The organism is Tsukamurella tyrosinosolvens (assembly GCF_900104775.1).
In the GTDB taxonomy this organism is placed as follows: Bacteria; Actinomycetota; Actinomycetes; order Mycobacteriales; family Mycobacteriaceae; genus Tsukamurella; species Tsukamurella tyrosinosolvens.
The window spans coordinates 186911-211612 of sequence record NZ_FNSA01000003.1; the positions used below are offsets into that span (position 1 = coordinate 186911).

General features: G+C 72.0%; 20 protein-coding genes. 16 read left to right on the forward strand and 4 right to left on the reverse strand.

Translation table 11 applies throughout. The features are described 5' to 3' along the window. Window positions 1-17: 17 nt before the first annotated feature. Window positions 18-1004, forward strand: a complete 987-nt coding sequence (locus BLW32_RS02410; protein ID WP_068740543.1) for an MBL fold metallo-hydrolase — start codon at window positions 18-20, stop codon at window positions 1002-1004. Here BLW32_RS02410 and BLW32_RS28025 read toward each other — a convergent pair. Both BLW32_RS28025 and BLW32_RS02420 read right to left on the reverse strand, forming a co-directional pair. Beyond that, window positions 1001-2599, reverse strand: coding sequence for a hypothetical protein (locus tag BLW32_RS28025; RefSeq protein WP_231857311.1), 1599 nt, complete (start codon window positions 2597-2599; stop codon window positions 1001-1003). The genes BLW32_RS02410 and BLW32_RS28025 overlap by 4 nt on opposite strands. Next, entirely contained in the window at window positions 2596-4185 is a 1590-nt protein-coding gene (locus BLW32_RS02420) for an MBL fold metallo-hydrolase (protein WP_068740544.1), read from the reverse strand. Before BLW32_RS02420 ends, BLW32_RS28025 begins: the two co-directional genes overlap by 4 nt. Before the next feature lie 100 nt (window positions 4186-4285). On the opposite strand from BLW32_RS02420, the gene BLW32_RS02425 reads away from it, so the two are divergent. The 11 genes from BLW32_RS02425 (at window position 4286) to BLW32_RS02475 (ending at window position 18383) form a co-directional block, all read left to right on the forward strand. Next, a complete protein-coding gene (locus BLW32_RS02425; RefSeq protein ID WP_068523361.1) occupies window positions 4286-5050 on the forward strand; it encodes a lysophospholipid acyltransferase family protein in 765 nt (254 codons plus the stop codon). A 76-nt stretch (window positions 5051-5126) separates the two neighbouring features. After that, complete coding sequence (locus BLW32_RS02430) at window positions 5127-5948, forward strand: HAD family hydrolase (RefSeq protein WP_068524668.1); 822 nt, start codon at window positions 5127-5129, stop codon at window positions 5946-5948. A gap of 82 nt (window positions 5949-6030) precedes the next feature. After that, complete coding sequence (locus tag BLW32_RS02435; RefSeq protein WP_170181047.1) at window positions 6031-6921, forward strand: type IV toxin-antitoxin system AbiEi family antitoxin; 891 nt, start codon at window positions 6031-6033, stop codon at window positions 6919-6921. Between the two features lie 226 nt (window positions 6922-7147). Continuing rightward, complete coding sequence (locus tag BLW32_RS02440) at window positions 7148-9292, forward strand: SpoIID/LytB domain-containing protein (RefSeq protein ID WP_068740546.1); 2145 nt, start codon at window positions 7148-7150, stop codon at window positions 9290-9292. A gap of 58 nt (window positions 9293-9350) precedes the next feature. Further along, window positions 9351-10559 carry a UDP-galactopyranose mutase gene (gene glf, locus BLW32_RS02445; RefSeq protein WP_068523364.1) on the forward strand — a complete coding sequence of 403 codons (1209 nt, stop codon included), beginning with the start codon at window positions 9351-9353 and terminating at the stop codon, window positions 10557-10559. Beyond that, the gene (locus tag BLW32_RS02450) at window positions 10556-12454 is read left to right on the forward strand and encodes a glycosyltransferase (RefSeq protein ID WP_068523365.1); all 1899 of its coding nucleotides are present in this window, start codon (window positions 10556-10558) and stop codon (window positions 12452-12454) included. The genes glf and BLW32_RS02450 overlap by 4 nt, the downstream gene beginning before the upstream one ends. 35 nt (window positions 12455-12489) lie before the next feature. Beyond that, the gene (locus tag BLW32_RS02455) at window positions 12490-13044 is read left to right on the forward strand and encodes a phosphatase PAP2 family protein (RefSeq protein ID WP_068524669.1); all 555 of its coding nucleotides are present in this window, start codon (window positions 12490-12492) and stop codon (window positions 13042-13044) included. Further along, on the forward strand, window positions 13044-13964 hold the full coding sequence (locus tag BLW32_RS02460; RefSeq protein WP_068740547.1) for a decaprenyl-phosphate phosphoribosyltransferase: 921 nt from the start codon (window positions 13044-13046) through the stop codon (window positions 13962-13964). The genes BLW32_RS02455 and BLW32_RS02460 overlap by 1 nt, the downstream gene beginning before the upstream one ends. Then, a complete protein-coding gene (locus BLW32_RS02465; RefSeq protein WP_068740548.1) occupies window positions 13942-15948 on the forward strand; it encodes an arabinofuranosyltransferase AftB family protein in 2007 nt (668 codons plus the stop codon). Before BLW32_RS02460 ends, BLW32_RS02465 begins: the two co-directional genes overlap by 23 nt. Next, window positions 15948-17342, forward strand: coding sequence for an FAD-binding oxidoreductase (locus BLW32_RS02470; RefSeq protein WP_068740549.1), 1395 nt, complete (start codon window positions 15948-15950; stop codon window positions 17340-17342). The genes BLW32_RS02465 and BLW32_RS02470 overlap by 1 nt, the downstream gene beginning before the upstream one ends. A 78-nt stretch (window positions 17343-17420) precedes the next feature. After that, a complete protein-coding gene (locus tag BLW32_RS02475) occupies window positions 17421-18383 on the forward strand; it encodes a GGDEF domain-containing protein (RefSeq protein WP_068740550.1) in 963 nt (320 codons plus the stop codon). 2 nt (window positions 18384-18385) lie between these two features. On the opposite strand, the gene BLW32_RS02480 is transcribed toward BLW32_RS02475, so the two are convergent. Further along, complete coding sequence (locus tag BLW32_RS02480) at window positions 18386-19276, reverse strand: alpha/beta fold hydrolase (RefSeq protein ID WP_068740551.1); 891 nt, start codon at window positions 19274-19276, stop codon at window positions 18386-18388. 94 nt (window positions 19277-19370) lie between these two features. On the opposite strand from BLW32_RS02480, the gene BLW32_RS02485 reads away from it, so the two are divergent. From BLW32_RS02485 to BLW32_RS02500, 4 genes are all read left to right on the forward strand, one after another. After that, window positions 19371-21002: an alpha/beta hydrolase-fold protein gene (locus tag BLW32_RS02485; protein ID WP_068740552.1), complete on the forward strand. Its 1632-nt coding sequence runs from the start codon at window positions 19371-19373 to the stop codon at window positions 21000-21002. Between the two features lie 80 nt (window positions 21003-21082). Further along, on the forward strand, window positions 21083-21535 hold the full coding sequence (locus BLW32_RS02490; protein WP_082809503.1) for a DUF732 domain-containing protein: 453 nt from the start codon (window positions 21083-21085) through the stop codon (window positions 21533-21535). 4 nt (window positions 21536-21539) lie between these two features. Further along, entirely contained in the window at window positions 21540-22550 is a 1011-nt protein-coding gene (locus tag BLW32_RS02495) for a cutinase family protein (protein ID WP_068740553.1), read from the forward strand. Window positions 22551-22569: 19 nt separating this feature from the next. After that, a complete protein-coding gene (locus BLW32_RS02500) occupies window positions 22570-23523 on the forward strand; it encodes a cutinase family protein (protein WP_068740554.1) in 954 nt (317 codons plus the stop codon). Between the two features lie 21 nt (window positions 23524-23544). Here the strand turns inward: BLW32_RS02500 and BLW32_RS02505 are convergent, their stop codons facing one another. Further along, window positions 23545-24660: an agmatine deiminase family protein gene (locus BLW32_RS02505; protein WP_068740555.1), complete on the reverse strand. Its 1116-nt coding sequence runs from the start codon at window positions 24658-24660 to the stop codon at window positions 23545-23547. Window positions 24661-24702: the final 42 nt, after the last annotated feature.

Genomic DNA, 24702 nt, shown 5'->3' on the forward strand with positions numbered 1-24702 from the left:
AGTTCTACCGTAACGCCATGACGGACACCACCGGACAGATCGCCACCGACCCCATCATCGACCGCGTCGCACCGACGGCCCTGAGCACGTGCTGCCGCGCGGTCGGGCAGTCGCTCGCGGGTGCCGTGCGTCCGCGCCGGCCCGATCCCGCCCGGATCGCGCGGCTGCGCGAGGCGCTCGTCGCGCCGCCGGCGTCGTCGGTGACGGTACGCCTGCGAGCGCTGCCTCAGATCCCGCGCGTCGTGCGCTCGATGACGGTGATGGAAGGCGTGCGGAGTCCGGCGACGATCCGGATGGACATGCGCACCTACGTGATCGACCACCCGTCCGCCCGGATCCTGCTCGACCCGTCGGTCGCCTCCCAGGTGCGCGAGCGGGTGCTCGGCGCCATGCAGCCGATGCTCCGCGCCGCCGTGATGCCGTCCCCGGACGTCCTCAGCACCGTCGAGGCGCTGCACCGCGGCGGGGTGGATCCGGCGAGCGTTGACCTCGCGCTGTCGACGCACCTCCACTGGGATCACGTCAGCGGGCTACTCGACCTGCCCGCCCTGCCGCTGATGGCGCACCGTCGGGAGCACGAGTGGGCGGTCGCCGGCGAGCTGGCGCCGGCCGCGGGGGTGCGCCCCGCGCTCGCCGGCCGCACGATGGACCTGCGGGACCTCGACGGCCCGCCGGTGCTGGCGTTCCCGGCGAGCCACGACGTCTTCGGCGACGGCGCGGTCGTGCTCGTCGACCTGGCCGGGCACACCCCGGGCAGCGTCGGCGTGCTGCTGAACACCGAACGCGGGCGCGTGCTCATGGCCGGCGACGCCGTGTGGCACTCCGAGCAGCTGGTGCACGGCGCGCAGAAGGCGGCGTTCCCGGGGCTGCTCGTCGACGTCGACCGCGACGCGACCTTCGCGACGATGATGCGCCTCATGGCGCTCCCCGGCGATGTCACGGTCGTGCCGTGCCACGATCACGACCTCGCGGCGCGCTGGGCGAAGGACGAGGGCGGTGCCTAGACCTCGATCTGCTCCGCCAGCTTGGTGAGGCGGAAGCGGGCCATCGCGAGGTTGGCGCGCGAGCGGTCGAGCACCAGGTAGAGGAACAGGTCGTCGGTGCCCTGGTTGATGGGGCGCACGATCTGGTACTGCGTGCCGAGGGTGATGAGGATGTCCTCGATGTGGTCGTCGAGGTCCAGATCGCCCAGCGTGCGGCCCATGGCCTGCACCAGCGCCGAGTTGCCCGCCGCCGCGACCTCGAGATTGAACTCCGCGGGGTCGCCGGCGGTCGCGAGCGCCATGCCGCTGCTCGCGTCGACCAGCGCGACGCCGAGCGCGCCGTCGATGGTCATGGCTTCCTGGAGGGACTCGTTGAATTCGGTCATGTCACCGGGTTCCTTCGGCTCGTGCGGTGCCTGGCGGTTCTGCAGACCCTGCAGGGTCTCGGGATCGACGTAGGTCTCATCGATCTGCGTGTACGGGAACGGATCGATCGCGAGCGGCTCGTCGAACGCCGGCGGCGCCTGCTGCTCCGCCGCGCCCGCGTCCGTCGCGGTCTCCTCGGTCGCGGCCTCGGTGCGCGTCGCCCGCTCGGTGTCGGCCCCGTCGTCGGCGCCGGCCTCCCCGTCCGCGGCCGGCTCCTCGGCAGCGACCTGCCCGTCGGCGGCCGGTTCCTCGACCGGAGCCTCGGCGGGGGTCGGCTGCTCGTCCTCGACGACCCGCGTGTCGGTCACGGCCTGCGCGTCGAACGGCTCGTCGTCGGCCGGCTCGTCCTCACTCGCGACGTCGTCGGTAGCGACGCCTTCGCTCGCGGTTTCCGCGGGCGCGGCCGAGGGGGCCCCGTGCTCGAGCACCTCCACGTCCACCACCTCGACGTCGATGTACGACTCGTCGGGCTCGTCGAGGGTCTCGGACTCCGGGTGCGCCTCGAACGTCGCCTCGAGGGTCTCGCCGGCATCGTCGTGCCCCGACGGCGCGGCGTCCACCCAGAGGTCGTCCGCGCGGCCCTCGGCGCGGGGCTCGAACCGGGGCGGCGCGAACTGGTCGAAGCCGCCGTCGAAGGCGGTGGCGGACGTGTTCGACGCCGTCTGCGGCCCCGTCGACGCGCTGTAGCCGAAGCCGCCGACCACCCCGGCCTCGAAGGTGTCCGACGCCTGCTGCACGCCCTGGAAGGTCTCGGAGGTCAGCGGGTCGGTCAGGGGGTCGGGCTTGGTGCGGGGCGCGTCGGGCGCCGGGCTCCCGGGCTGCGGGTACGACGGTGCCGCCACCCCGGCCAGCGGATCCGACGGTGCCGGCCCGGGGGCACCGGGCACGGACGCGGCGCGCGGAGCGGACGGCGTGCCCGGAGCGGACGGCGGCGCGCCCGCGGCGGCCCGGGCCGCCTCCTGCGCGGCGACCTGCACCTCGGGCGGCGGGATCACGCGCGGTCGGCGCGGCGGCTGTCCCTGCGGAGCCTGCTGTCCCGGCGGCGGCCCCTGCGGGGGAGCGGTGGGCGGCACCGTCGGGGGAGCGGGCGGTGCGGCGGGCGCCGGGCGCGAGCCCATGCCCGTGTCGTGCACGCCGTAGTAGTCCTCGACGCGCTGCCGGTTGTTGCGCGGACGCCGCGGCCCGCTCATGTCAGCTTCTTCGCGCGCAGCTCGTGCCCGCTGGAGGTCAGGCAGCGGCCGGACTCGAGGTCCCACTGCCAGCCGTGCAGGTTGCAGGTCAGCTTGCCGCCTTCGACCACGCCGAACTTCGACAGGTCGGCCTTGAGGTGCGGGCAGCGGCGCTGCACCTCCCAGCCGTCCAGCTCGGTCGACGCGGTGTCGTCGTGCGCCTCGGAGAACCAGCCGTCGGCGTAGGCGATCCGCTCGTCGGTGAGGCACTTGAAGAAGGTGTAGAGGAACTCGTTGTAGCCGCCGATGCGCCACGTGGTGAACCGCGTCGACAGGAAGATTGTGTTCACCCAGTCCGGCTCGTCGTCGCGCAGCACCGTGCGCACCAGCTCCGCGGCGATGCGGAAGCCGTACCGGTACTTGCCGTCGCCCTCCTCCGGGCTGCGGACCGTGCGGTTCGGGAAGTCGAGCACGACGGTCTCGACGGCACCGTCGGGCGAGGCCATCTCGAGCCCGACCGCGTAGCCGATCCCGTCGCTGATCAGCGCGGACGCCTGCATGATCGGCTCGAACTTGGCCTTGAGGGCCGGCAGCAGGGGCTGCCCGTCGTCCTTCGCCCACGTGGCCTTCTCGGCCTCGAGGACCGGCGCCTGGCGGGCCGCGAAGGCGTCCAGGTAGGCCGTCTTGTTCTCGAAGATGTCCATCACCTCGGCCTCGGAGACCGGGTGCGTGAGGGACTTCAGCTCCTTGCCGGCGAAGTCGCCGACGGTGCCGGGGATGAACAGCAGGCCGCCGTCGTTGCCGTTCGCCTTCATCTGCTCCAGGAAGGTGATCTGGTCCGGGAAGATGTTCGACGGGTCGCCGCCGATCGTCTCGCGGTCCACGCGGCCCTCGTCGTTGAGGTAGCGCAGCTCGGGATCGAGGAACGCGGGCGGGCCCGCGGACGGCACGACCCAGGTGCCGGCGACCTGGTCGACGTAGCTGCGGGCGCGGTCCATGCCGCGCTGGCGCTTCTGCTCGGCGAAGCGGCGCTTGGAGCCCTTCGGCATGTCGTAGACCATCGGGTACCAGATGGCGCCCGAGTATTGCAGCAGGTGCACGTCGATGCCGCCGAACTCGTCGAGCACCTCCATGTCCACCGGGCGGGCGTCGTTCATGTTGAACAGCACCGTCTCGCCGTCGGAGACGACGAGGCCCGAGTCGCCGATCGGGCCGTCCGCGGGTGCGCGCAGCGCGATGATCATCACGTCGAGGTCGCCCTTGGGGCCGCTGACCGTGTGCTTGACGGAGTCCTGCGTCTCGAAGAACTTCGTGAAGCCCAGCTTCTCCAGCTCGCGCCGCAGGTCCGGCACGGGGTAATCGGGCAGCATGACGGTCGCGTCCTTGCTCACGTTCTCGGCGAGATTCTTCGCGTCGAAGTGGTCGCGGTGCAGGTGGGAGACGTAGAGGTAGTCGACGTCGCCCAGGGCTTTCCAGTCCAGCTGCGTGTTGTCCGGGAAGGGGAACCACGAGCCGAAGTACGCGGGGTTCACCCACGGATCGCACAGGATGGTGCCTGCGGCGGTGGAGATGTGGAAACCCGCGTGCCCGACGCTGGTGACCTGCACTGTGGAGCCTTTCGCCGTGATCGTTACCGCTACAGCGTAATGGGCGCCCGGCGTACCGGCTGACACACCGTGGAGACGGCCGCGCGGCTACGCTGGCCGTGTGGAACCCGTCTACGGAACGATCATCAAGGTGGCCCGCGGCATGTGGGCCTATCAGGGCATCAAGTTCACCGAGGTGGACTTCCATAAGTTCCCTCGCACCGGTGGCGCCGTCGTGGCGATCAACCACACCGGTTACCTCGACTTCCCGTTCGCGGGCAAGCCCGCCGACGAGGCCGGGCACCGCAAGGTGCGGTTCATGGCGAAGCAGGAGGTCTTCGACAATTCGAAGACCGGCCCCATCATGCGCGCGCTGCGGCACATCCCCGTCGACCGCGAGGCGGGAGCGACCGCCTACCAGGCCGCGGTGGACGCGCTCAAGGCCGGCGAGCTCGTCGGCGTCTACCCCGAGGCCACGCACAGCCGCAGCTTCGAGCTCAAGGGTTTCAAGTCCGGCGCCGCGCGCATGGCGATCGAGGCGAACGTGCCGATCGTCCCCGTCGTGGTCTGGGGCGCCCAGCAGATCTGGACCAAGGGCCTCCCCAAGCAGCTCGGCCGGAACAAGTTCCGCATCGTCATCGGCGTCTGCGACCCGCTGGATCCCGTCGGGCCGCCCGACGAGCTGACCGCCCGGCTCAAGGACTCGATGCAGGCCATGCTGCTGCAGTTGCAGGATCTGTACGGCCCGCACCCGCAGGGCGAGCCGTGGGTGCCCGCGCGCCTCGGCGGCACCGCGCCCACGCTGGAGGAGGCGGACGCCATGGACGCCGCCGACCTCGACGAGCGTCGCCGCGCCCGGGAGGAACGTCAGGCCGACGGTGCCTGAGGGCGCCGGTTCCGAGTTCGGCGTGGTCGCTGCATCCGAGGGGTCCGGCGCTGCTGCGGCGGCGCCGGGGCTCGAGGTGCTCGGCGCGGCGCCGATCCTGGTCGCGAGCGACGTCGACGGCACGCTCGTCGACGACCATGAGCGCCTGACACTGCGGACGCACGTCGCCGTGAACGCGGTGCGCGACGCCGGCGGCCATTTCGTGCTCGCCACCGGCCGCCCGCCGCGGGCCGTTGACCCGATCGCCGACCAGCTCGACTTCGCGCCGCTGGCCGTGTGCGCGAACGGCGCGGTGCTCTACGACACCGGTTCGGGCCGGGTGGTCTCGGCGTCGCTGATGTCGCCGGAGCTGCTGGAGACCGTCGCCGACCTCGTCCGCCGGCTGCTGCCCGGCGCCGGCTTCGCCGCCGAGCGGGTCGCGCACGGCGAGCACGACACCGCGACGCCGCGGTTCGCCGCGTCGACCGGGTACCAGCACGCCTGGCTCGAACCCGACACCGTCACCGCCGCCGACGCCGAGGTCCTCGCCCACCCCGCCGTGAAGCTCCTGGTCCGGCAGCCGGGCATGACCTCCGACGAGATGCACGCCCGCATCGCCCCGCACCTGGAGGGCCTCGCCGACGTCACCTACGCCACGAACAACGGGCTCATCGAGTTCCACGTCCCCGGCGTCACCAAGGCCACCGGCATCCAGCTGGCGATCGAGCACCTCGGCCTTACCGGGGACCTCCGCACCGCCGCGTTCGGCGACATGCCCAACGACGCCGAGATGCTGCGCTGGGCGAGCATGGGTGTCGCGATGGGCAACGCCCACCCGTTGGCCCGCGGCGCCGCGAACACGGTGACCGCGACCAACCTCGATGACGGCGTCGCCCGGGTGCTCGAGCGCTGGTTCTAGCCCGTTCGACGGTGCGCGACGCACATCTTTCGAAGCGTTCTGTGACGGAACCCGCTCGGTTCCTCGCAGAACGCTTCGAAAGATGTCGGTGGGGGATCCGATCTCGGCGCTGGTGCGTCCAATGGGTATGGGGGTCCCCACACGAGAGTTGGTTCCGTACGCGACGCCGTACGAGATCCGTGCTCGATACCAGCAGGTGATCCGCGGTGTGCGCATGCCCGCGGGTCGGCCGGTGACGTTCCGCGACCTGATCGACGCGGCTCTGCTGCTGTATCCCGACGCCGTGTTCTGCGGGTGGACCGCCGCGGCCCTGCACGGCGTCGCGTACTGCGCCGACAGGCCGATCGAGGTCTGGTTTCCGCTGCCCCGACGACGGCAGGGGATCGTCATCCGCGGCGGCGCCATGCCCGATGCGGACGTGATCGTCGTCGACGGCCTCCGGCTCACGACGGGCGCCCGCACGTTCGTCGACATCGCCCGTTTCACCGACGGTGACGATGCCGTCGTCGGCGCGGATCAGTGCCTGCGGGTGCGCGACGACGGACGGTCCGTCACGACGGTGCAGGACGTCGCCGACTACCTCGACGCCCACGCGCACCTGCACCGGTCGCGTCGAGTGCGCGCCGTGCTCGCCGAGGCCGACGGAGGAGCCGAATCGCCACCCGAAACGCATCTGCGACTGCTACTCCATCGGGCCGGTCTCACCATGTTCGCCACGCAGATCGTCATCGACGGTGGCCGCTACCGCCTCGACCTCGGCGCGGACGAGTACAAGGTCGCCGTCGAATACGACGGCCGCGATCACGCCGATCCAGGGCAACAGAGTCTGGACGCGACTCGTCGCAACACTCTGCGGCACGACTACGGCTGGGAGGTCATCGTGGTCACCGCGAAGATCCTGTCCGAGGGACGTGACGAGATGCTCCGCCAGGTGCGGTCCGCCCTGGATGAGCGTGCACACGCGGCGGCATGAACATCTTTCGAAGCGTTCTGCGATGAACCGGGCACGATTCGTCGCAGAACGCTTCGAAAGATGTGGAGCTGCATGTGCGTGAACCCGCGCCGACCCGGCACCGGGTGTGACTGATGTGACAAATGTTGCTTACGTGACGAATGTTGCAGATGGTGTTAGTCTCGACCTCACGTTGAGCTTTGCCGTTCCCTGGCACGGCTCACCTGCGTCGAGCTAAGGAGAAGCCATGCCCGTGTGGATCGACGGCGGTCCTCGTCGCCGCCGCGGACGGCGTACCGTCGCGCTCGCGCTGCTCCCGGCCCTGGCCGTGGGCGGCGCCGCTGCGCTGCTCAGCACCACGAACATCGTCGGCGACCCCGAACTGGCCGCCGGCAGCGACGTGACCTTCACCGGCCAGGGCAACGGCCACGGCCGCGGCCTGGGGCAGTGGGGCGCCTTCGGCTACGCGAAGGCCGGCTGGAAGGCCGAGCAGATCGTCGCCCACTACTACGGCGGCTCCCAGCTGGCCCGCGCCGATGTGAAGCTGCCCGTCCGCGTCCAGCTCACCACCCAGAAGGCGGCGAACGTGCTGGCCCCGGCCGGTGCCAAGATCGGCGACCAGCCCGTCGCGCCCGGTCAGGCCGTGCGCCTCGAGGGCGGGAACGCCGTCATCACCACCGGCTGCAACGGCCCGGTCGTCAAGACCGTCCCCGCCGGCGAGGACGCGACGATCTCGCCGCTCAACGCGGAGGCGGGCCGCCCCGTCGGCGAGCTCCTGACGTTCTGCGGCTCCAACGCCGCCTACCGCGGTGCGATCGCGGCCAAGGACGGCAAGGTCTTCAACGTGGTCACGATCGAGGACTACGTCCGCGGCGTGGTCCCCGTCGAGAGCAAGGTCGAATGGGCCGACCAGGGCGGCTACGAGGCCCTGCGCGCGCAGGCCATCGCGGCCCGCTCGTACGCGCTGGCCGAGGGCGCCAAGCGCGGCGACCGCTACAACGACACCCAGGACTCGCAGGTCTACGGCGGCGCCGGCAAGGAGGATCCGCGCACCGACAAGGCCGTCGCGAGCACCGCCGGCCTGGTCATGGCCAAGAACGGCTACGCCGTCTCCACCGAGTTCTCCAGCTCCACCGGCGGCTACACCGCGGGCGGCGACTTCACGGCGGTCAAGGACGACGGCGACGTCGTCTCGCCGTTCAAGAACTGGACCCAGAAGGTCCCCACGTCGAAGATCGCGCAGGAGTTCGGCGTCGGCGCGTTCAAGTCGATCCGCGTGGTCAAGACGCAGTCGGCGCAGGCCGGCCGCGTCGAGGCCGTCGAGATCGTCGGCGCGAACCGCACCGTCACCGCGAAGGGCGACGAGGTCCGCAAGAAGCTCGGCCTGCGCTCGGACTGGTTCACCATCGACGGCCAGGCCCCGGCGTCGGCCCCCGCACCGGGCGCCCCGAGCGCCCCCGGCGCGGCCACGGCACCGTCGAGCGCGACGCAGGCGCCGGTCCCCGGGCGCGTCGTGGACCAGCCGATCGTCGCGGCCCCCGTCGACCCGTTCAACCCTGTCCCGACCGCCCCGAACGCCGCGCAGACGGCCCCGACGGGCGCGACGACCCCCACCGCCGCGGCCCCGACGGCCGGCACCGTCGCCGCGGCCCCGGCCGCCCCCGCGGCGCCCGCCGTCCCGACGGTGCCCGGCGCCGCCCCGGCGGTCGCGGCCGCCGGATCCCCCGCGGTCCCCTCGGCGCCCGCCGCGGCCCCGGCAGCACCCACCGCGCCGGCAGCGCCCGCGATCCCCGGCATCCCGGCGCCGCCCGCCGCGTCGGTCGCGGCCGCCGGCGTGCAGGCCGTGACCGGCAAGGCCGCGGTCGAGGCCGCGTACGCCGCCGCCGGCGGCGAGAAGGGCACGCTCGGCCGCGCCGTCGCGAACCCGATCGCGTTCCCCGACGGCTCGATCCTGCAGTCGTACCAGAACGGCACCATCTACTACTCGAAGGCGAACGGCGCCCAGGTCGTCCCGTCGGGCGTCTCCGCGCCCGCCACGCTGCTCAACTGGGCCACGGCCTTCGCCGCGGGCGGCGCACCGAGCCTGCCGCCGCTCCCGCTGCTCAACCTGATCCCGGGCTGGGGCGACGTGGTCGGCATCAACCCGACCGCCGCCGACACCCCGGCCGGCGTCCCCGCGGTGCCCGTCACCCCGGGCGACACGTCCGCGGCCGCCACCCCCGGCTCGAGTACGCCTGCGGCGCCCGCCGCGCCGTCGGCCCCGTCCACCCCGGGTGCGCCGGCCGCTCCCGCGGCCCCGGCGACCACCGCACCCGCCGCCCCGGCGGCACCCTCGGCCCCGGCGGGATCCACCCCGCTCGCGGTCCCGACGGTGCCGAACGCCCCGGCTTAGTCACAGGCCCAGGCCGGGTGGCGTCATCCACGCCGCCCGGCCGGTACCCTGAACGTCCGTGGCGACCGAAACTTCTTCGACCTATGACCTGATCGTCGTCGGCTCCGGCTTCTTCGGCCTGACCATCGCCGAAAGGACCGCCGCGGAGCTCGGCAAGCGGGTCCTGGTGATCGAGCGACGGCCGCACCTCGGCGGCAACGCGTACTCGGAGCCCGAGCCCGAGACCGGCATCGAGATCCACAAGTACGGTGCGCATCTCTTCCACACCTCCAACGAGCGGGTGTGGGAGTACGTCAACAAGTTCACCGACTTCACCGGCTACCAGCACCGCGTCTTCGCGATGCACAAGGGCCAGGCCTACCAGTTCCCCCTCGGCCTCGGCCTCGTCAGCCAGTTCTTCGGCCGCTACTTCACGCCCGACGAGGCGAAGGCGCTGATCCAGGAGCAGGCCTCGGAGTTCGACTCCAAGGACGCGCAGAACTTCGAGGAGAAGGCGATCTCCCTGATCGGCCGCCCCCTCTACGAGGCGTTCATCAAGCACTACACGGCCAAGCAGTGGGAGACCGACCCGAAGAACCTGCCCGCCGGCAACATCACCCGCCTGCCGGTGCGTTACACCTTCGACAACCGCTACTTCAACGACACCCACGAGGGGCTGCCCGTCGACGGGTACACCGCCTGGCTCGAGAACATGGCCGCGTCGGACCTCATCGACGTGCGGCTCGACACCGACTGGTTCGACGTCCGCGACGAGCTGACCGCGGCCTCCCCGGACGCCCCGATCGTCTACACCGGCCCGCTGGACCGGTACTTCGACTACTCGGCCGGCCGCCTCGGCTGGCGCACCCTCGACTTCGAGACCGAGGTGCTCCCGGTCGGCGACTTCCAGGGCACCCCCGTCATGAACTACAACGACGCCGACGTGCAGTACACCCGCATCCACGAGTTCCGGCACTTCCACCCCGAGCGCACGAGCTACCCGACCGACAAGACGGTCATCATGCGCGAGTTCGGCCGGTTCGCCAACGACGACGACGAGCCGTACTACCCGATCAACACCCCGTCGGACCGCGAGATGCTCGCGGCCTACCGGGCGCTCGCCAAGACCGAGGCCGCGGAGCGGAAGGTCCTCTTCGGCGGCCGCCTCGGCACCTACCAGTACCTCGACATGCACATGGCCATCGCCAGTGCGCTGTCGATGTTCGACAACACCCTGCGTCCGCATCTCGAAACCGGTGCCGCGCTCACCGAGGAGACGGCACAGTGACCGATCAGGCCCAGACCCTTCTGCAGCGCGTCATCCTGCCGCGCCCGGGCGAGCCCCTCGACGTGCGCTCGCTGTACATCGAGGAGGCCGAGACCAACTCGCGCCGCTCGCACGCGCCCACCCGCACGTCCCTGAACATCGCGGGCGAGTCCGAGGTCAGCTTCGCCACCTACTTCAACGCCTTCCCGGCGTCGTACTGGCGCCGCTGGACGGTCCTGCAGGACGTCGTGCTGCGGATCGAGCTCAAGGGCACGGCCCGCGTCGACCTCTACCGCTCCAAGGTCGACGGTGCCCGCATCGCCCTGGGCGGCGGGCTGGTCCAGACCGATGCCACCGGCTACGGCGTCGCCGAGTTCGCCACCGACCTCGGCCCGTTCGAGGACGGTGGCTGGATCTGGTTCGACGTCACCGCCGACAGCGACACCGAGATCATCTCCGCCGGCTGGTACGCCACCGTCGGCGAAGAGGGCCTGCCGGCCAAGCGCGTCACCGTCGGCATCCCCACCTTCAACCGGCCCGACGACGCCGTCGCCGCGATCGCCGCCCTGACCAGCGATCCGCTGGTCGACGAGGTGATCGACGCCGTGCTCATGCCCGACCAGGGCAACAAGAAGGTCATCGACCACCCCGACTACGAGGCCGCGATCGCGCCGCTGGGCGAGCGCTACCGCCGCTTCGAGCAGGGCAACCTCGGCGGCTCCGGCGGATACGGCCGCATCATGTACGAGGCGCTGCGCCTCACCGACAGCCCCTACGTGCTGTACATGGACGACGACATCGCGATCGAGCCCGACTCGATCCTGCGCGCGCTGGCCTTCGCCCGTTTCGCCAAGTCCCCGATGCTGGTCGGCGGGCAGATGCTCAACCTGCAGGACCGCAGCCACCTGCACTGCATGGGCGAGGTCATCGACCGGAACGCCTTCATGTGGACCGCGGCGCCCTTCGTCGAGTACGACCACGACTTCTCCGAGTACCCGCTGAAGGACAAGGAGAACAGCAAGAACCTGCACCGGCGCATCGACGTCGACGGCAACGGCTGGTGGATGTGCCTCATCCCGCGCGTCGCCGCCGAGGAGATCGGCCTGCCGCTGCCGCTGTTCATCAAGTGGGACGACTGGGACTACGGCCTGCGCGCCGCCCGCGCCGGCTACCCGACGGCGACCGTGCCCGGCATCGCCATCTGGCATATGGCCTGGTCCGACAAGGACGACGCCATCGACTGGCAGGCGTACTTCCACCTGCGCAACCGGCTCGTCGTCGCGTCGATCCACCACGAGGGCGATCACCGCGGCATCATCAAGAGCTCGATCAAGGCGCTCATGAAGCACCTGCTGTGCCTCGAGTACTCGACGGTCGCGATCCAGATCGAGGCCATGCGCGATTTCCTCCGCGGCCCCGAGGCGCTCTACGAGCTGCTGCCGACCGCGCTCCCGAAGATCGCGACGATGCGCAAGGAGTACCCGGACGCCGTCGTGCTGCCCAGCGCCACCGAGCTGCCCCGCACCTCCGGGCAGGCCACGGCGTTCGGCACGAAGATCCCGCTGAACCCCGTCACCAAGGTGTCGACGCTGGTCAAGGCCGTGCGCAACAACCTGCGCCCCGCTGATCCGCACAATCACGAGGTGCCGCAGGCCAACTACCCGCCGCTCGAGGCCCGCTGGTTCAGCCTGGGCCGGGTCGACGGGGTCACGGTCACCACGGCCGACGGCCGCGGCGTGGTCTACCGCCAGCGCGACCGGGAGAAGATGTTCGCGCTCATGCGCGAGAGCCTGGCCGTGCACCGCGAGGTGGACCGCCGGTTCGCCGAGATGCAGCAGCGCTACCGCGCCGCGTACACCGACCTGACCAGCCGCGAGGCCTGGTCGAAGATCTTCGAGCCGGAGGAGAGCAAGTGAGCAACGCCCCGGAGCAGGCGCTCAGCCCCGAGGAGATGATCCTCGTCGGCGTGCAGGCGCAGCTGGCCGGCCGCCCCGGCGTGCTGCCGGCGGCCCGCGGCCTCAGCCACTTCGGCGAGCACTCCCTCGGCTGGCTCGGCCTCGCCGCGCTCGGCGCGGTCCTGCAGCCGAAGCGCCGCAGGGAGTACGTCACGGCCGGCGTCGGCGCGTTCGTCGCGCACGCCGCGTCCGTCGTGATCAAGCGGATCGTGCGCCGCAAGCGCCCCGACCATCCGTACATCACGGTCGGCGTCGGCACCCCGAGCAAGCTCAGCTTCCCGTCCTCGCACGCCACCAGCTCGACCGCCGGCGCGATCCTGCTGGGCCGCGCCTCCGGCGTCCCCGGTGGCGCCGTGCTGGCGCCCGCCGCGATCGTGCCGCCGATGCTCGCCTCGCGCATGGTCCTGGGCGTGCACTACCCGACCGACGTCGCCGCCGGGGCCGCCATCGGAGCGGCGACCGCGTTGGCCGCGATCGAGGGTGAGAGACTGTGGGCTGACCGGGCGGCGCGCTGCGCCTCGAAGAACAAGAGCAAGGGATCGAACAGCTGATGAGCGAGGAGCCGATCGAGCACGGCGAGCCGAAGGCACCGTCGAACCTCGCCACCGGACTGATCAAGGCGATCCGGCCCCGGCAGTGGGTCAAGAACGTCCTCGTCGTGGTGGCCCCGCTGGCCGCCGGGCGCGACCAGCTCGAGTACGTCAACTTCGCGAACGTCGGGCTCGCGTTCATCGCGTTCTGCCTGGCCGCGTCGTCGATCTACCTGATCAACGACGCCCTCGACGTCGAGGCCGACCGCCAGCACCCCACCAAGCGTTACCGCCCGATCGCCGCCGGCGTGGTGCCGGTGAACCTGGCCTACGTGCTGTCCGCGGTCTTCGCGATCGCGGCGATCGGCGTCTCGCTGCTCGCCAACAAGGACCTGGCGATCGTGATCGCGGTCTACATCGTGATCCAGCTGGGCTACTGCTTCGGCCTCAAGCACCAGGCCGTGATCGACATCTGCATCGTGAGCTCCGGCTTCCTGCTCCGGGCGATGGCCGGTGGCTTCGCCGCCGAGCTGCCCAAGGGCCTGTCGCAGTGGTTCCTGCTGGTGATGGCCTTCGGCTCGCTGTTCATGGCCGCGGGTAAGCGCTACGCGGAGCTGCAGCTCGCCGAGCGCACCGGCGCCAAGATCCGCAAGTCGCTCGAGTACTACACCACCACCTACCTGCGGTTCGTCTGGACGCTCGCGGCCACCGCCGTGGTCCTCTGCTACGGCCTGTGGGCCTTCGACAAGACGGTGCACCCGGACAACATCTGGTACGCCCTGTCGATGGTGCCGTTCACCGTCGCGATCCTGCGCTACGCGGTCGACGTCGACGGCGGCGAGGCGGGCGAGCCCGAGGAGATCGCCCTGGGTGATCGCGTGCTGCAGGTGCTCGCGATCGCGTGGATTGGAACCGTCGTTGCCGCGGTCTACTTCGCCTGACGCCCCGGCCGGCGAGTCCGCCGGCACCGTGCCGTCGACCTTCTCCGCACCCCGAGTCAGCTTCTGGCTCGGGGTGGCGGCGTGCGCGGTCCTGTTCGGCTACGGCGCCTGGCAGCGCCGGTGGATCGCCGACGACGGGCTCATCGTGCTGCGCACCGTCCGGAACCTGCTGGCCGGGAACGGCCCCGTCTTCAACGCGGGCGAGCGCGTCGAGGTCAACACCTCCGCCGCCTGGACGTACATCATCTGGTTCTTCTCCTGGATCAGCGGCGTGCAGACCGAGTACGTGGTGCTCACCGTCGCGCTGGTGCTGTCCGTCGCCGCGATCCCCCTCGCCATGCTCGGCACGGCCCGGCTGTACCGCGGCGGCCCGGGCTGGACGCGGCTGCGCGGTTCCGGCCTGCTGCTCCTGCCCGCCGGCGGCCTCGTCTACATGGCGCTGCCCCCGGCCCGCGACTTCGCGACGTCCGGTCTCGAGGTCTCGCTGACCATCTTCTGGGTGGCGCTGCTGTGGTACCTCGCGATCTGCTGGTCGCAGGCCGACCGCGCGCCGGTCGAGCGGCGCGAGCAGGTCCGCTACTGGATCCTCACCTGCGCGACGGCCTTCGTCGCCGGCCTCTCCTGGCTGGTGCGGCCCGAGATGGCGGTCGTCGGCGGCCTCGTGCTCATCGTCATGTTCCTCGCGCCCGTCGGGCTGAAGTTGCGGCTCGCGCTGACCGCCGCCGCGGGCCTGCTGCCCGTCGGGTACCAGATCTTCCGGATGGGCTACTACGGCCTGCCCGTGCCGAACACGGCCGTCGCCAAGGATGCCAGCGGCTCCAAGTGGGGCCAGGGCTTCACGTACCTGATGAATCTGGTCGAGCCGTACTCGTTGTGGCTGCCCGTGCTGGCGCTGGCCGTCGCGATGCCGATCATCCTGCTGCCCGCGCGCGGCGCCCGCACCCCGCTCACCGGCCGCTTCCGGCTGCCGCGCGGCGGCGTCCGCGGCCTGCGCGATCACCTGCAGCGGCCCGCGGTGATCGTCGCCGTGATGTTCCTCGGCGGCCTCATCGAGACGCTGTACTGGCTGCGCCAGGGCGGCGACTTCATGTCGGGCCGCGTGCTGCTCGCGCCGCTGTTCCTGCTGCTCCTGCCCGTCATGGTGATCCCGCTGCGGATCCCGTCGCGCCGCCCCGAGGATTCGACGGTCCGCGGCATCGCCCGGCTCGCCACCGGCACCGCCGGGGCCGCGGTCGCGGCCGTGCTGTGGGTGCTGGTGCTCGGCTGGGCGCTGCACGCCACGACGTTCCGCGGCCAGCCCGACGGCACCGCGATCGGCACCACCGGCATCGTCGACGAGCGGGCCTTCTACTCGCTCCAGACGGGCCACGCGCACCCGCTCACCGCGGACGACTACCTCGACTACCCGCGCATGACGTCGCTGCAGGAGATCCTGCGCGCGACCCCGCGCGGCGGCGTCTACCTGCCGTCGTTCGACTACGACTGGTGGTTCATCGATCCGCTGCCCTACCCGCGGCCGGACGACGTGCCGCTGCGGCAGACCGTCTTCTTCACCAACCTGGGCATGACCGGCATGAACCTGCCGCTCGACGTGCGCGTGTGGGACCAGATCGGCCTCGCCTGGCCGATGGCCTCGCACACCGCGCGGCTCGAGGACGGCCGCATCGGGCACGACAAGGAGATGTTCCCGGACTGGGCCGTCGCCGAGGCGAAGGCCTACCCGAAGAAGCCGGCGCTGCCGCCGTTCATCGACCCGGACTGGGTGAACCAGTCGCGCGTCGCGCTGACCTGCCCGCAGATCCAGCAGCTGCAGGACTCGTACTCCGCGCCGCTCACGTTCGACCTGTTCAAGCGGAACTTCAAGCTCTCGCTGGCGAACATGAAGCTGCGCATCGACCGGGTGCCCGAGTACACGCTGCGCATGTGCCGCCTCGACGTCCCGCCGCCGCTCACCGACGACCAGAAGTCGATGCCGAAGCCCTGATGGACCTCGGCGGAGCGTTGCGGGCGATCGCGGACTGCTCCGTGCTCGACGACGCGGACGCGGTCGCCGGGTACGTCGTCGACTGGACCGGCCGGTGGCGCGGCGGGCCCGCGATCGTGGCGCGCCCGCGGACCGTCGAGGCGGTGGCGCGGGTCGTGCGGGCGTGTGCCGCCGCGGGCGTCCCGGTGGTGCCGCAGGGCGGCAACACGGGCCTCGTCGCCGGCGCGGTGCCGCCCGCCGGCGCGGTGGTGCTCTCTCTGACCGGTCTCGACGCGATCGGGGAGGTCGCCGACGGTGCCGTCGTCGCGGGCGCCGGCGTCACCCTCGCCGCGCTGGAGTCCTTCGCCGCCGCGCGCGGCCTGACCTGCGGGCTCTCGCTCGCGTCGGGGGAGTCCGCGACCGTCGGCGGCGCGGCCGCCACGAACGCCGGGGGAGCGGAGGTGCTCCGCTACGGCACGGCGCGCGCCCGCATCGCCGGGCTCCGCGCCGTCCTGCCCGACGGTGCCGTCCTCGACCGCCGCCGCCCGCCGCCGAAGGACAACACGGGCTACGACCTCGTCGGCCAGCTCGTCGGGTCGGAGGGCACCCTCGCCGTCCTCACCGACGTCACCTGGCGCCTCGATCCCGCGCCGTGCGCGCGGACCGTCGTCGCGCTGGCCTTCCCGTCCGTGCCCGACGCCGTCGGCGCGGTGCCGGCGTTGCGGGGCTTGCCCGGGCTCCTCGCGCTGGAGTGGTCCGACGGTGCCGCCGTCGCCCGGGTCGCCGCGCACCTCGACGCCCCCGCGCCCCTGCCGACGGACGGCTGCTGGGTGTTCGCCGAGCTCGACGCGCCGCTGTCGGACGCCGCCGCGCTCGCGGAGCTGCTGCCCGACGACCGGATCGCCGTCGCCGAGGCCGAGGACCGCGCGCGGCTGTGGCGCTTCCGGGCCCGCACCACCGAGGCCGTCAACGCCGCGGGCGTCCCGGTGAAGCTCGACGTGGGCGTGCCGCTCGCGGGGTTCGCGGCGGCGCTGGAGGCGATCTCCGGCGCCGTCCGGGACGCCGGCGACGCCGCCGCGGTCGCGGTGGAGCCGGTGCTCTTCGGGCACCTCGCCGAGGGGAACGTGCACGTCAACCTGCTGCCCGGCCCGTCGGTGCCGGACCGGCGGTTCCCGGAGGAGCTCGCCGCGCGGTTGGAGGCGGCGGTGCTGGAGCGGGTGCTGGCCGCCGGCGGCACCATCAGCGCCGAGCACGGCATCGGCCGGGCCAAGCGGGCCTGGCTCCCACGGCAGCGCGGCGCCGAGCAGGTCGCGCTCATGCGCCGGATCAAGGCCGCGTGGGATCCGGCGGGCCTGCTCAATCCCGGCGCCCTGGTCGACGGGGCCGCATCCGGAGAAAACGGACGTTTGCAATAGTCTGCGTCGCGGCTCCGCGCGGCGTACATTGGCGCCTTGCCATCGCAACAGGTCGATGTCGACGATCGGAGAGAAGAGATGCCCGCGCCTCTGCACCCCCGTGAGCACGACCGCGTCGCGGCGGTGAAGTCGCTGCGGATCATGGACTCGAAGCCGGTGCCGGACCTGGAGCGGATCGCCGAGCTCTCCGCCGTCCTGTGCGGTGTCCCGTTCGGTTCCGTGAACATCATCGACTTCGACCGGCACTACACGGCGGCCTCCTTCGGCGCTCCGCGGATCCACGCCTCGCGGGCGGATTCGCTGTGCGCCCTCGCGGTGGCGGACGACAAGGTCGTGTACGCGCCCGACGCGAAGGTGGACGCGCGCTTCCAGGGGCTGAAGTTCCTCGACCTCGCCGACCCGCCCATCCACCTGTTCGCCGCGGCGCCGATCTGCACCAGCGACCGGCTCCCCGTCGGCACCGTGCGGATCTACGGCTCCGAGCCGCGGGAGCTGAGCGAGCGCCAGCTCCACGGGCTGGAGGACCTGGCGGACCTGGCGATGAGCGTTCTGGAGCTGCGCGCGGCGGCGCGCACCCTGCACAGCACCGCCACGACCGACGCGATCACCCGGCTGCCGAACCGGCACGCCCTGGAGCTCGTGCTCGCCGACGAGGCGGCCGCGCCGATCACCGTGGCGGCCTACGCCGACCTGGACCGGTTCAAGCGGTTCAACGACGGGCTGGGGCACGGCGCCGGCGACGAGGTGCTGCGCGGCGTCGCCCGCCGCATCGACTCCGCGATGGGGCCGGACGACGAGGTCTACCGCGTCGGCGGCGACGAGTTCGTCGTCCTCGCGCGGGGCGCGGACGCCACCCCGGACGAGCTGGTGGAGCGGCTGGGTGCCGCGATCGGGCGCGCGCCGATCGCGGTCGACGGTGCTGACGTCGCCGTCAGCGCGACGGTGGGCGCGGTCTTCGTGTCCGAGCACGCCTCGGCCGGTGACGCGATCGCCGCGGCGGACGCCGCGATGTACCGGGCGAAGGAGAGCTCGCGGGCCTGATCTCAGAGCCGGTGGCGGTCCAGGAAGTCCTCGATGGCGGCGGCGAAGACCTGGTTGTCGTCGCCGGCCACCATGTGCCCCGCGCCGCTGACGTCGGCGACCTCGGCGTGCGGCACTCGCTGCAGCATCTTCTCCACGCCCTCGTCGCTGACCACGTCGGACTTGCCGCCGCGCACGATGAGGGTGGGGACGGTGACGTGCGTGGCCGCGGCGCCCAGCCGGTCCTTGTCCTGGATGCGGGCCTCGTTCCGGTCGTCGCCGCGGATGAACGACGGGTCCCAGTGCCAGTACCAGCGGCCGTCGGCGCGCAGCCGCACGTTCTTCTTCAGGCCCTCGAGGTTGCGGGCGCGGCGGCGGGTGGGGTTGTAGGCGGCCACGGCGTCGGCGACCTCGTCGAGCGTGGCGAAGCCGTCGGTGTGCGCCGCGAGGAAATCGGTGACCCGCTCGATGCCCTTCTTCTCGGCGTCGACGACGACGTCCACGAGCACCAGTGCGGACGCGATGCCGGGGTTCTCGCCGACGGCGCACAGGCTCGTGATGCCGCCGAGGGAGGCGCCGATCAGCACGGGCGGCGGACCGTCGAGCGTGCGCAGCACGCCCAGGAGGTCCCCGACGAAGTCGCCCAGCGCGTAGGCGCCGTCGGCGGCCCACGCGGTGTCGCCGTGGCCGCGGGCGTCGAGCGTGATCACCGTGTACCCGCGCTGCGCGAGCGCCGCGGCGGTGCGGTCCCAGGAGTGCCGCGTCTGGCCGCCGCCGTGCAGCAGCACGAGCGTGGTCCCGGAGCCGGAGCCGGAGCCGGAGCCGGAGTCCGCGCCGCGCCAGCGGTCGCCCGCGATCGTCAGGCCGGCCGCGTCGACGGTGAACGGCTCCTCGGACGGGTACATTTCGGTCATCGAACAGTCCTATCACGCGCCGACGCCACGGTGACCCCGGCCACCCTCCGCGCGGCACCCGGACCCGAAATCACACCCGTGTAACACTGGTCCCATGTCATCGCTGGGCCGAATCGGAACGTTGCTCGTGGCCGGGGCCGTGGCGGCGGGGACCGTCGTGGCGGCACCGTCGGCCCTGAACCCCGCACCCGCGCACGCCGACCCGGCCCCCGCGAAGTCCCGGATCACCGAGGCGCAGTGGCAGGGCGATCACCAGGTGGACCTCACCGTCTACTCCGCGGCGATGAACGACACGATCAAGATCCAGCTGCTCCTCGCGCGCGACTGGCACGCCGACCCCAAGGCGAAGTTCCCCACGCTGTACCTGCTCGACGGGATGCGGGCGCGCGAGGACCGCAACGGCTGGCTGCTGGAGACGAACGTCGCCGACTTCTACCGCGACAAGAACGTCACCGTCGTGCTGCCCGTCGGCGGCCAGTCCAGCTGGTACACCGACTGGAAGCGCCCCGACAACGGCAAGAACTACCAGTGGGAGACCTTCCTCGCGAAGGAACTCCCGCCCCTGCTGCAGCAGGGCTGGCGCGCCACCGACGCGCGCGCCGCGGCCGGCGTCTCCATGGGCGGTACCGCGGCCTTCACGCTGGCCGCCCGCAACAAGGGCCTGTACCGGTTCGCCGGCTCCTACTCGGGCATCCTCTCCACCAGCACCCCCGGCACACCCGAGTCGATCGGCATCGCCATGCGCGACGCGGGCGGCTTCAACGCCGACGCCATGTACGGCCCGCCCACGGATCCCGCCTGGGCGCAGCACGATCCGCTCAAGCTGGCGGAGAAGCTGCGCGGCATCAGCCTGTACTTCAGCTCCGGCAACGGCTCCGGTGGCACCGGCGCGCCGACGGATCTGCAGGCCATGGCCCTCGAGGTGCTCGCCCGCTCGTCCAACCAGGCCTTCGCCATCGAGCTGAACCGGCTCGGGATCCCCGCGAACGCGCTCTACCGGCCGTCGGGCAACCACAGCTGGCCGTACTGGCAGTTCGAGAACGGGCAGGCCTGGCCGCAGGTGCAGTCGGCGCTCGGCGTCGGCAACCCGAAGCCGTGCGGGGTCGCCGGCGCGATCGGTGAGGCCGCGCCCAAGGTCCCGAGCCTGGGCTCGTGCGTCACCGTCGAGTACGCCGTGCCCGGCGGCCGCGCCCAGGACTTCCGCGGTGGCCAGGTCTTCTGGTCGGCGGACACTGGCGCGCAGGTCGTCGGCGGCGCCATCGGCGGCGCCTACCTCGGGACGGGCGGCCCCGGCGGCCCGCTCGGCCACCCGACGGGGCCCGAGCAGGCCCTCCCCGACAAGAAGGGCCGCTACCAGCAGTTCCAGCACGGCACCGTGTACTGGAGTCCGCAGACCGGTGCCCGCGCCGTGCGTGGCGCGATCCGCGACAAGTACGCCGCCCTGAACTACGAGCGGTCCGCGCTCGGCCTGCCCCTGGGCGACGAGACCAAGCTCGCCGGCGGCGCGTTCCAGCGTTTCCAGGGCGGGCAGGTCTACTGGTCGCCGAAGACCCCCGCGACCGTGGTGAACAACGGGCCGATCTTCGCCGAGTGGGGGCGCCAGGGCTACGAGGGCGGCCGCCTCGGCTACCCGGTCGCCGACTCCACGCCCATCCCCGGCGGCTTCGAGCAGCGCTTCGAGCGCGGAGTGATCGCCCTGGTCAACGGTGTTGCCACCGCACGCTGACGCCCGGCCGAGGGTTGCGCTTCGGCGCTGCCGGTAGCCTGGCACCGTTGCGTTCCGGACGTACTTCAAGGAGAGAAGACATGGCTGGACTTCGGGGAGCCCTCGCGGCCGCAGTGATGACGGGCGGCGTGCTGCTCGGTGCCGTCGCGTGCGGCGGCAGTTCGACGGTCGAGGCGCCCACCACGCCGGTGGAGGGCGAGCCCACGTCGCTGCCCGCGTCGCTGCCCGCGACCGCCCCCGGCTCGGCCACGGCACCGTCGGGCTACCCGGGCGCGAGCTCCGCCGCGAACCCGGCCCTGACCCAGAAGGACAAGGCGTTCATCGCGAAGGTCCGCGAGGACGGCGTGAAGGCCCCCGACGACGTGGTGATCAACGCCGCGCAGTTCGCGTGCGAGTACGACAAGTCGGGCCGCGACGCCAAGAACCTCGAGCCCTTCGTGGTCGGCATCCTCGGCCCGTACGACGGCGACGCCGCCTCCGGGAACGCGAAGAAGTTCATCGCCGAGGCGCGGGCCTCCTACTGCAAGAAGTGATCCCGTGACGCATCAGGAGCCCGGAAAGCCGGGCGGCGGACGCAGGTTCTCGCCGGTGACGATCATCGTCGGCGTCGTCGTGATCGTCGCGCTGGTCCTGCTGGCGATCCTGGTGGGCACGTGGCTGCGGCCCGGCCCGGAGCTGCCGCCCGTCTCGCCGGACGGCTCGTCGTCGAGCCCGTCGGCCACCGCGGCGCGGCCGACCTCCCAGCCCGCGGACTGCCCGGACGTGCAGGTGATCTCGGTGCCCGGCACGCTGGAGTCGTCGTCGAAGGACGACCCGTACCGGCCGACGTTCAACCCGAACTCGCTGATGCTCAAGATCACCGCGCCGCTGGCCGCGGCGCTGCCCGATGCCCGCGCCGACATCTGGACCACCCCGTACGTCGCGCAACTGTCGAACCCCGTCGCCATCCCGCCGGACGGGCAGGCCTCCTACGAGACGTCGCGCACCGAGGGCTACGACAAGTCGGTCGCGCAGATGAAGAAGGTCTACGACAAGTGCAAGCTCACCGGCTTCGTGCTGATGGGCTTCTCGCAGGGCGCCGTGATCGCGGGCGACATCGCCGGCGAGATCGGCGCAGGCAAGGGCGTCGTTCCCGCGGAGAACATCCTCGGCGTGGGCCTCATCTCCGACGGCCGGCGCGAGCCCGGCGACGCGCGGACCGCGGGCCCGAACCCGCCCGGCGTCGGCGTCGAGGTCGCGTACGGCGGCTTCAGCTTCGGCAGCCTGTCGCTGCGCGGCAAGCGCGAGGGCGGCTTCGGCGCGGTCAAGGACCGCACCGTCTCCCTGTGCGGCAACAAGGACCCGATCTGCAACCAGCCCAAGGACATCTTCCAGGCCGGGAACATCGCCACGACGCTGCCCGAGCTGCAGAAGGTGCTCACCGGCAACTCGCACGCGCTGTACGCCACGACCACGGACTGGTCGTCGAACGGGCAGACGGCCACGCAGTGGCTGCAGGCCTGGGCGCGCGGCGTGATCGACAAGGCGCCTAAGCCTCCCCACAGCTAGCCCTGGTATCCACGTAGGAATGGCAGGCACGAAGAGTCAGGGAGCGCGGAAGGCCGGGCGCGTGTTCGGCATCGCCGTCATCATCGCGGCGATCATCGCGATCATCGTCGTGATCACGCTCATCATCACGATGATCCGCAAGCCGGAGATCACCCCGCCCGGGCCGCCGACGGGGCCGCAGGCCGCGGACTGCCCCGACGTCCAGCTGATCTCCTTCCCGGGCACCTGGGAGTCCTCGGCGACCGACTCGACCGATGCGCCGAAGTTCAACCCGCGCTCGCTGATGCTGCAGGTGACGAACCCGCTGGACAAGCGGTACACCGACGCCCGCGCCGACATCTGGACGGTGAACTACGCGGCCCAGTTCCACAACCCGGTCGCGGTGCCGCCGGACGGCCAGATGACCTACCAGGCGTCGCGGCAGCAGGGCACCGACCGCGCGATCGCCAAGATCACCGCGGTCAAGGACAAGTGCCCCCGCACCGGCTTCGTGCTCGTCGGCTTCTCGCAGGGCGCGACGATCGCCGGCAACATCGCCGCCCAGATCGGCGCGGGCAAGGGCCCGATCGCCGCCGAGCGCCTGCTCGGCGTGGGCCTGATCTCCGACAGCCGCCGCGTCCAGGGCCAGGGCAAGGCCATCGGCCCGGACCCGGCGGGCGAGGGCGTCGAGGTCACGTTCGCCGGCTTCAGCTTCTCGGGCGTCGACCTGCAGGGCAAGCGCGACGGCGGCTTCGGCTCCGTGAACGACAGGGTCGTCACGATCTGCGGCTCCAACGACCCCATCTGCAACCAGCCCAAGGGCGGGCTCCTGGGCCTGGCCACCGGCCTGCCGCAGGTGATCTCCACCATCACGCAGAACTCGCACGCCGCCTACGGCACCACCGCGAACTGGTCGCTCGAGGGCAAGACCGCCACGCAGTGGCTCACCGGCTGGGCTACCGGCGTCATCGACCGGGCGCCGAAGACGAAGTAGGGGCCGCGCGGGGCCGTCGCGTCAGCGGGCGGGCTGCTGCTGCGTGGCGCAGTGGATCCCGCCGCCGCCCGCCGCCACGGGGTCGATGTCGAGCTGCACCACGTCGCGACCGGGGAAGAGCCGCTGCAGCGTCGCGCGCGCCTCGCCGTCGGTCTCGGCGTCGCCGAACTGCGGGCAGATCACCGCGCCGTTGCAGAGGTAGAAGTTGATGTACCCCGCGGCGAAGTCGTCGTCGGTGGCGTACCGCTCGCGGACCGTCGACGGTGCGCGCAGCGCCTCCACCTGCAGCTTCCGCCCCTTCGCGTCGGTCGCGCCGCGGAGGATCTCGAGGTGGCGCTTCGTCACCTCGTGGTCGAAGGAGTCGGGGTCGTCGTCCTGCGCCGCCACCACCGTGCCGGGCGCGGCGAACCGGGCGTAGAAGTCGGTGTGGCCGTCGGTGATGTCCTTGCCCTTGATGCCGGGCAGCCAGATCACCTTCTCGATCCCCAGCAGCTCGCCCAGCTCCGCCTCGACCTGCTGCTTCGTCCAGCCGGGGTTCCGGTTGTCGTTGAGTACGCAGCTCTCGGTGATGATCGCGGTCCCCTCGCCGTCGACCTCCAGCGCGCCGCCCTCGATCACCAGGTCCGTGCGCACCGCCTCCGCTTTCGCCTGCGCGGTGACGAAGCCGGCGACCTTCGCGTCGGCGTCGTGCGTCTGCTTGTTGCCCCACCCGTTGAAGTTGAAGTCGACGCCCGCGAGGCCCCGGTCGCCGGTGACGAACGTCGGGCCGGTGTCGCGGATCCACAGGTCGTCGAGCTCGGCGGGCACCAGCGTGACGCCCGGCGCGGCGCCGAGCAGCCCGCGGGCGGCGTCCAGCTGGTCGGGTCGCACCAGCATCGACACGGGTTCGAAGCGGCCGATCGTCGTCGCGATGAGCATGAGGGTCCGCTGCACATCGGGCAGCAGTTTCGCGCCCCACACGTCCTCGCGCGCGGCCAGCGCCATCCACGTCCGCTCGTGCCGGTCGCCCTCGTCGGGCATGCGCCACCGTCGCCCGCCCCGGTCCACGGGCGACCTCTCGGCCGGGGTGTTCGACGGTGCGCCGCACGCCGCCAAGGCCGCCGCCACCGCCGCCAGCAGGAAATTCCGTCGTCGCATCGCGCCACCTCGTCTCGATGGTGCCGGCCCACCCGGCCCCGC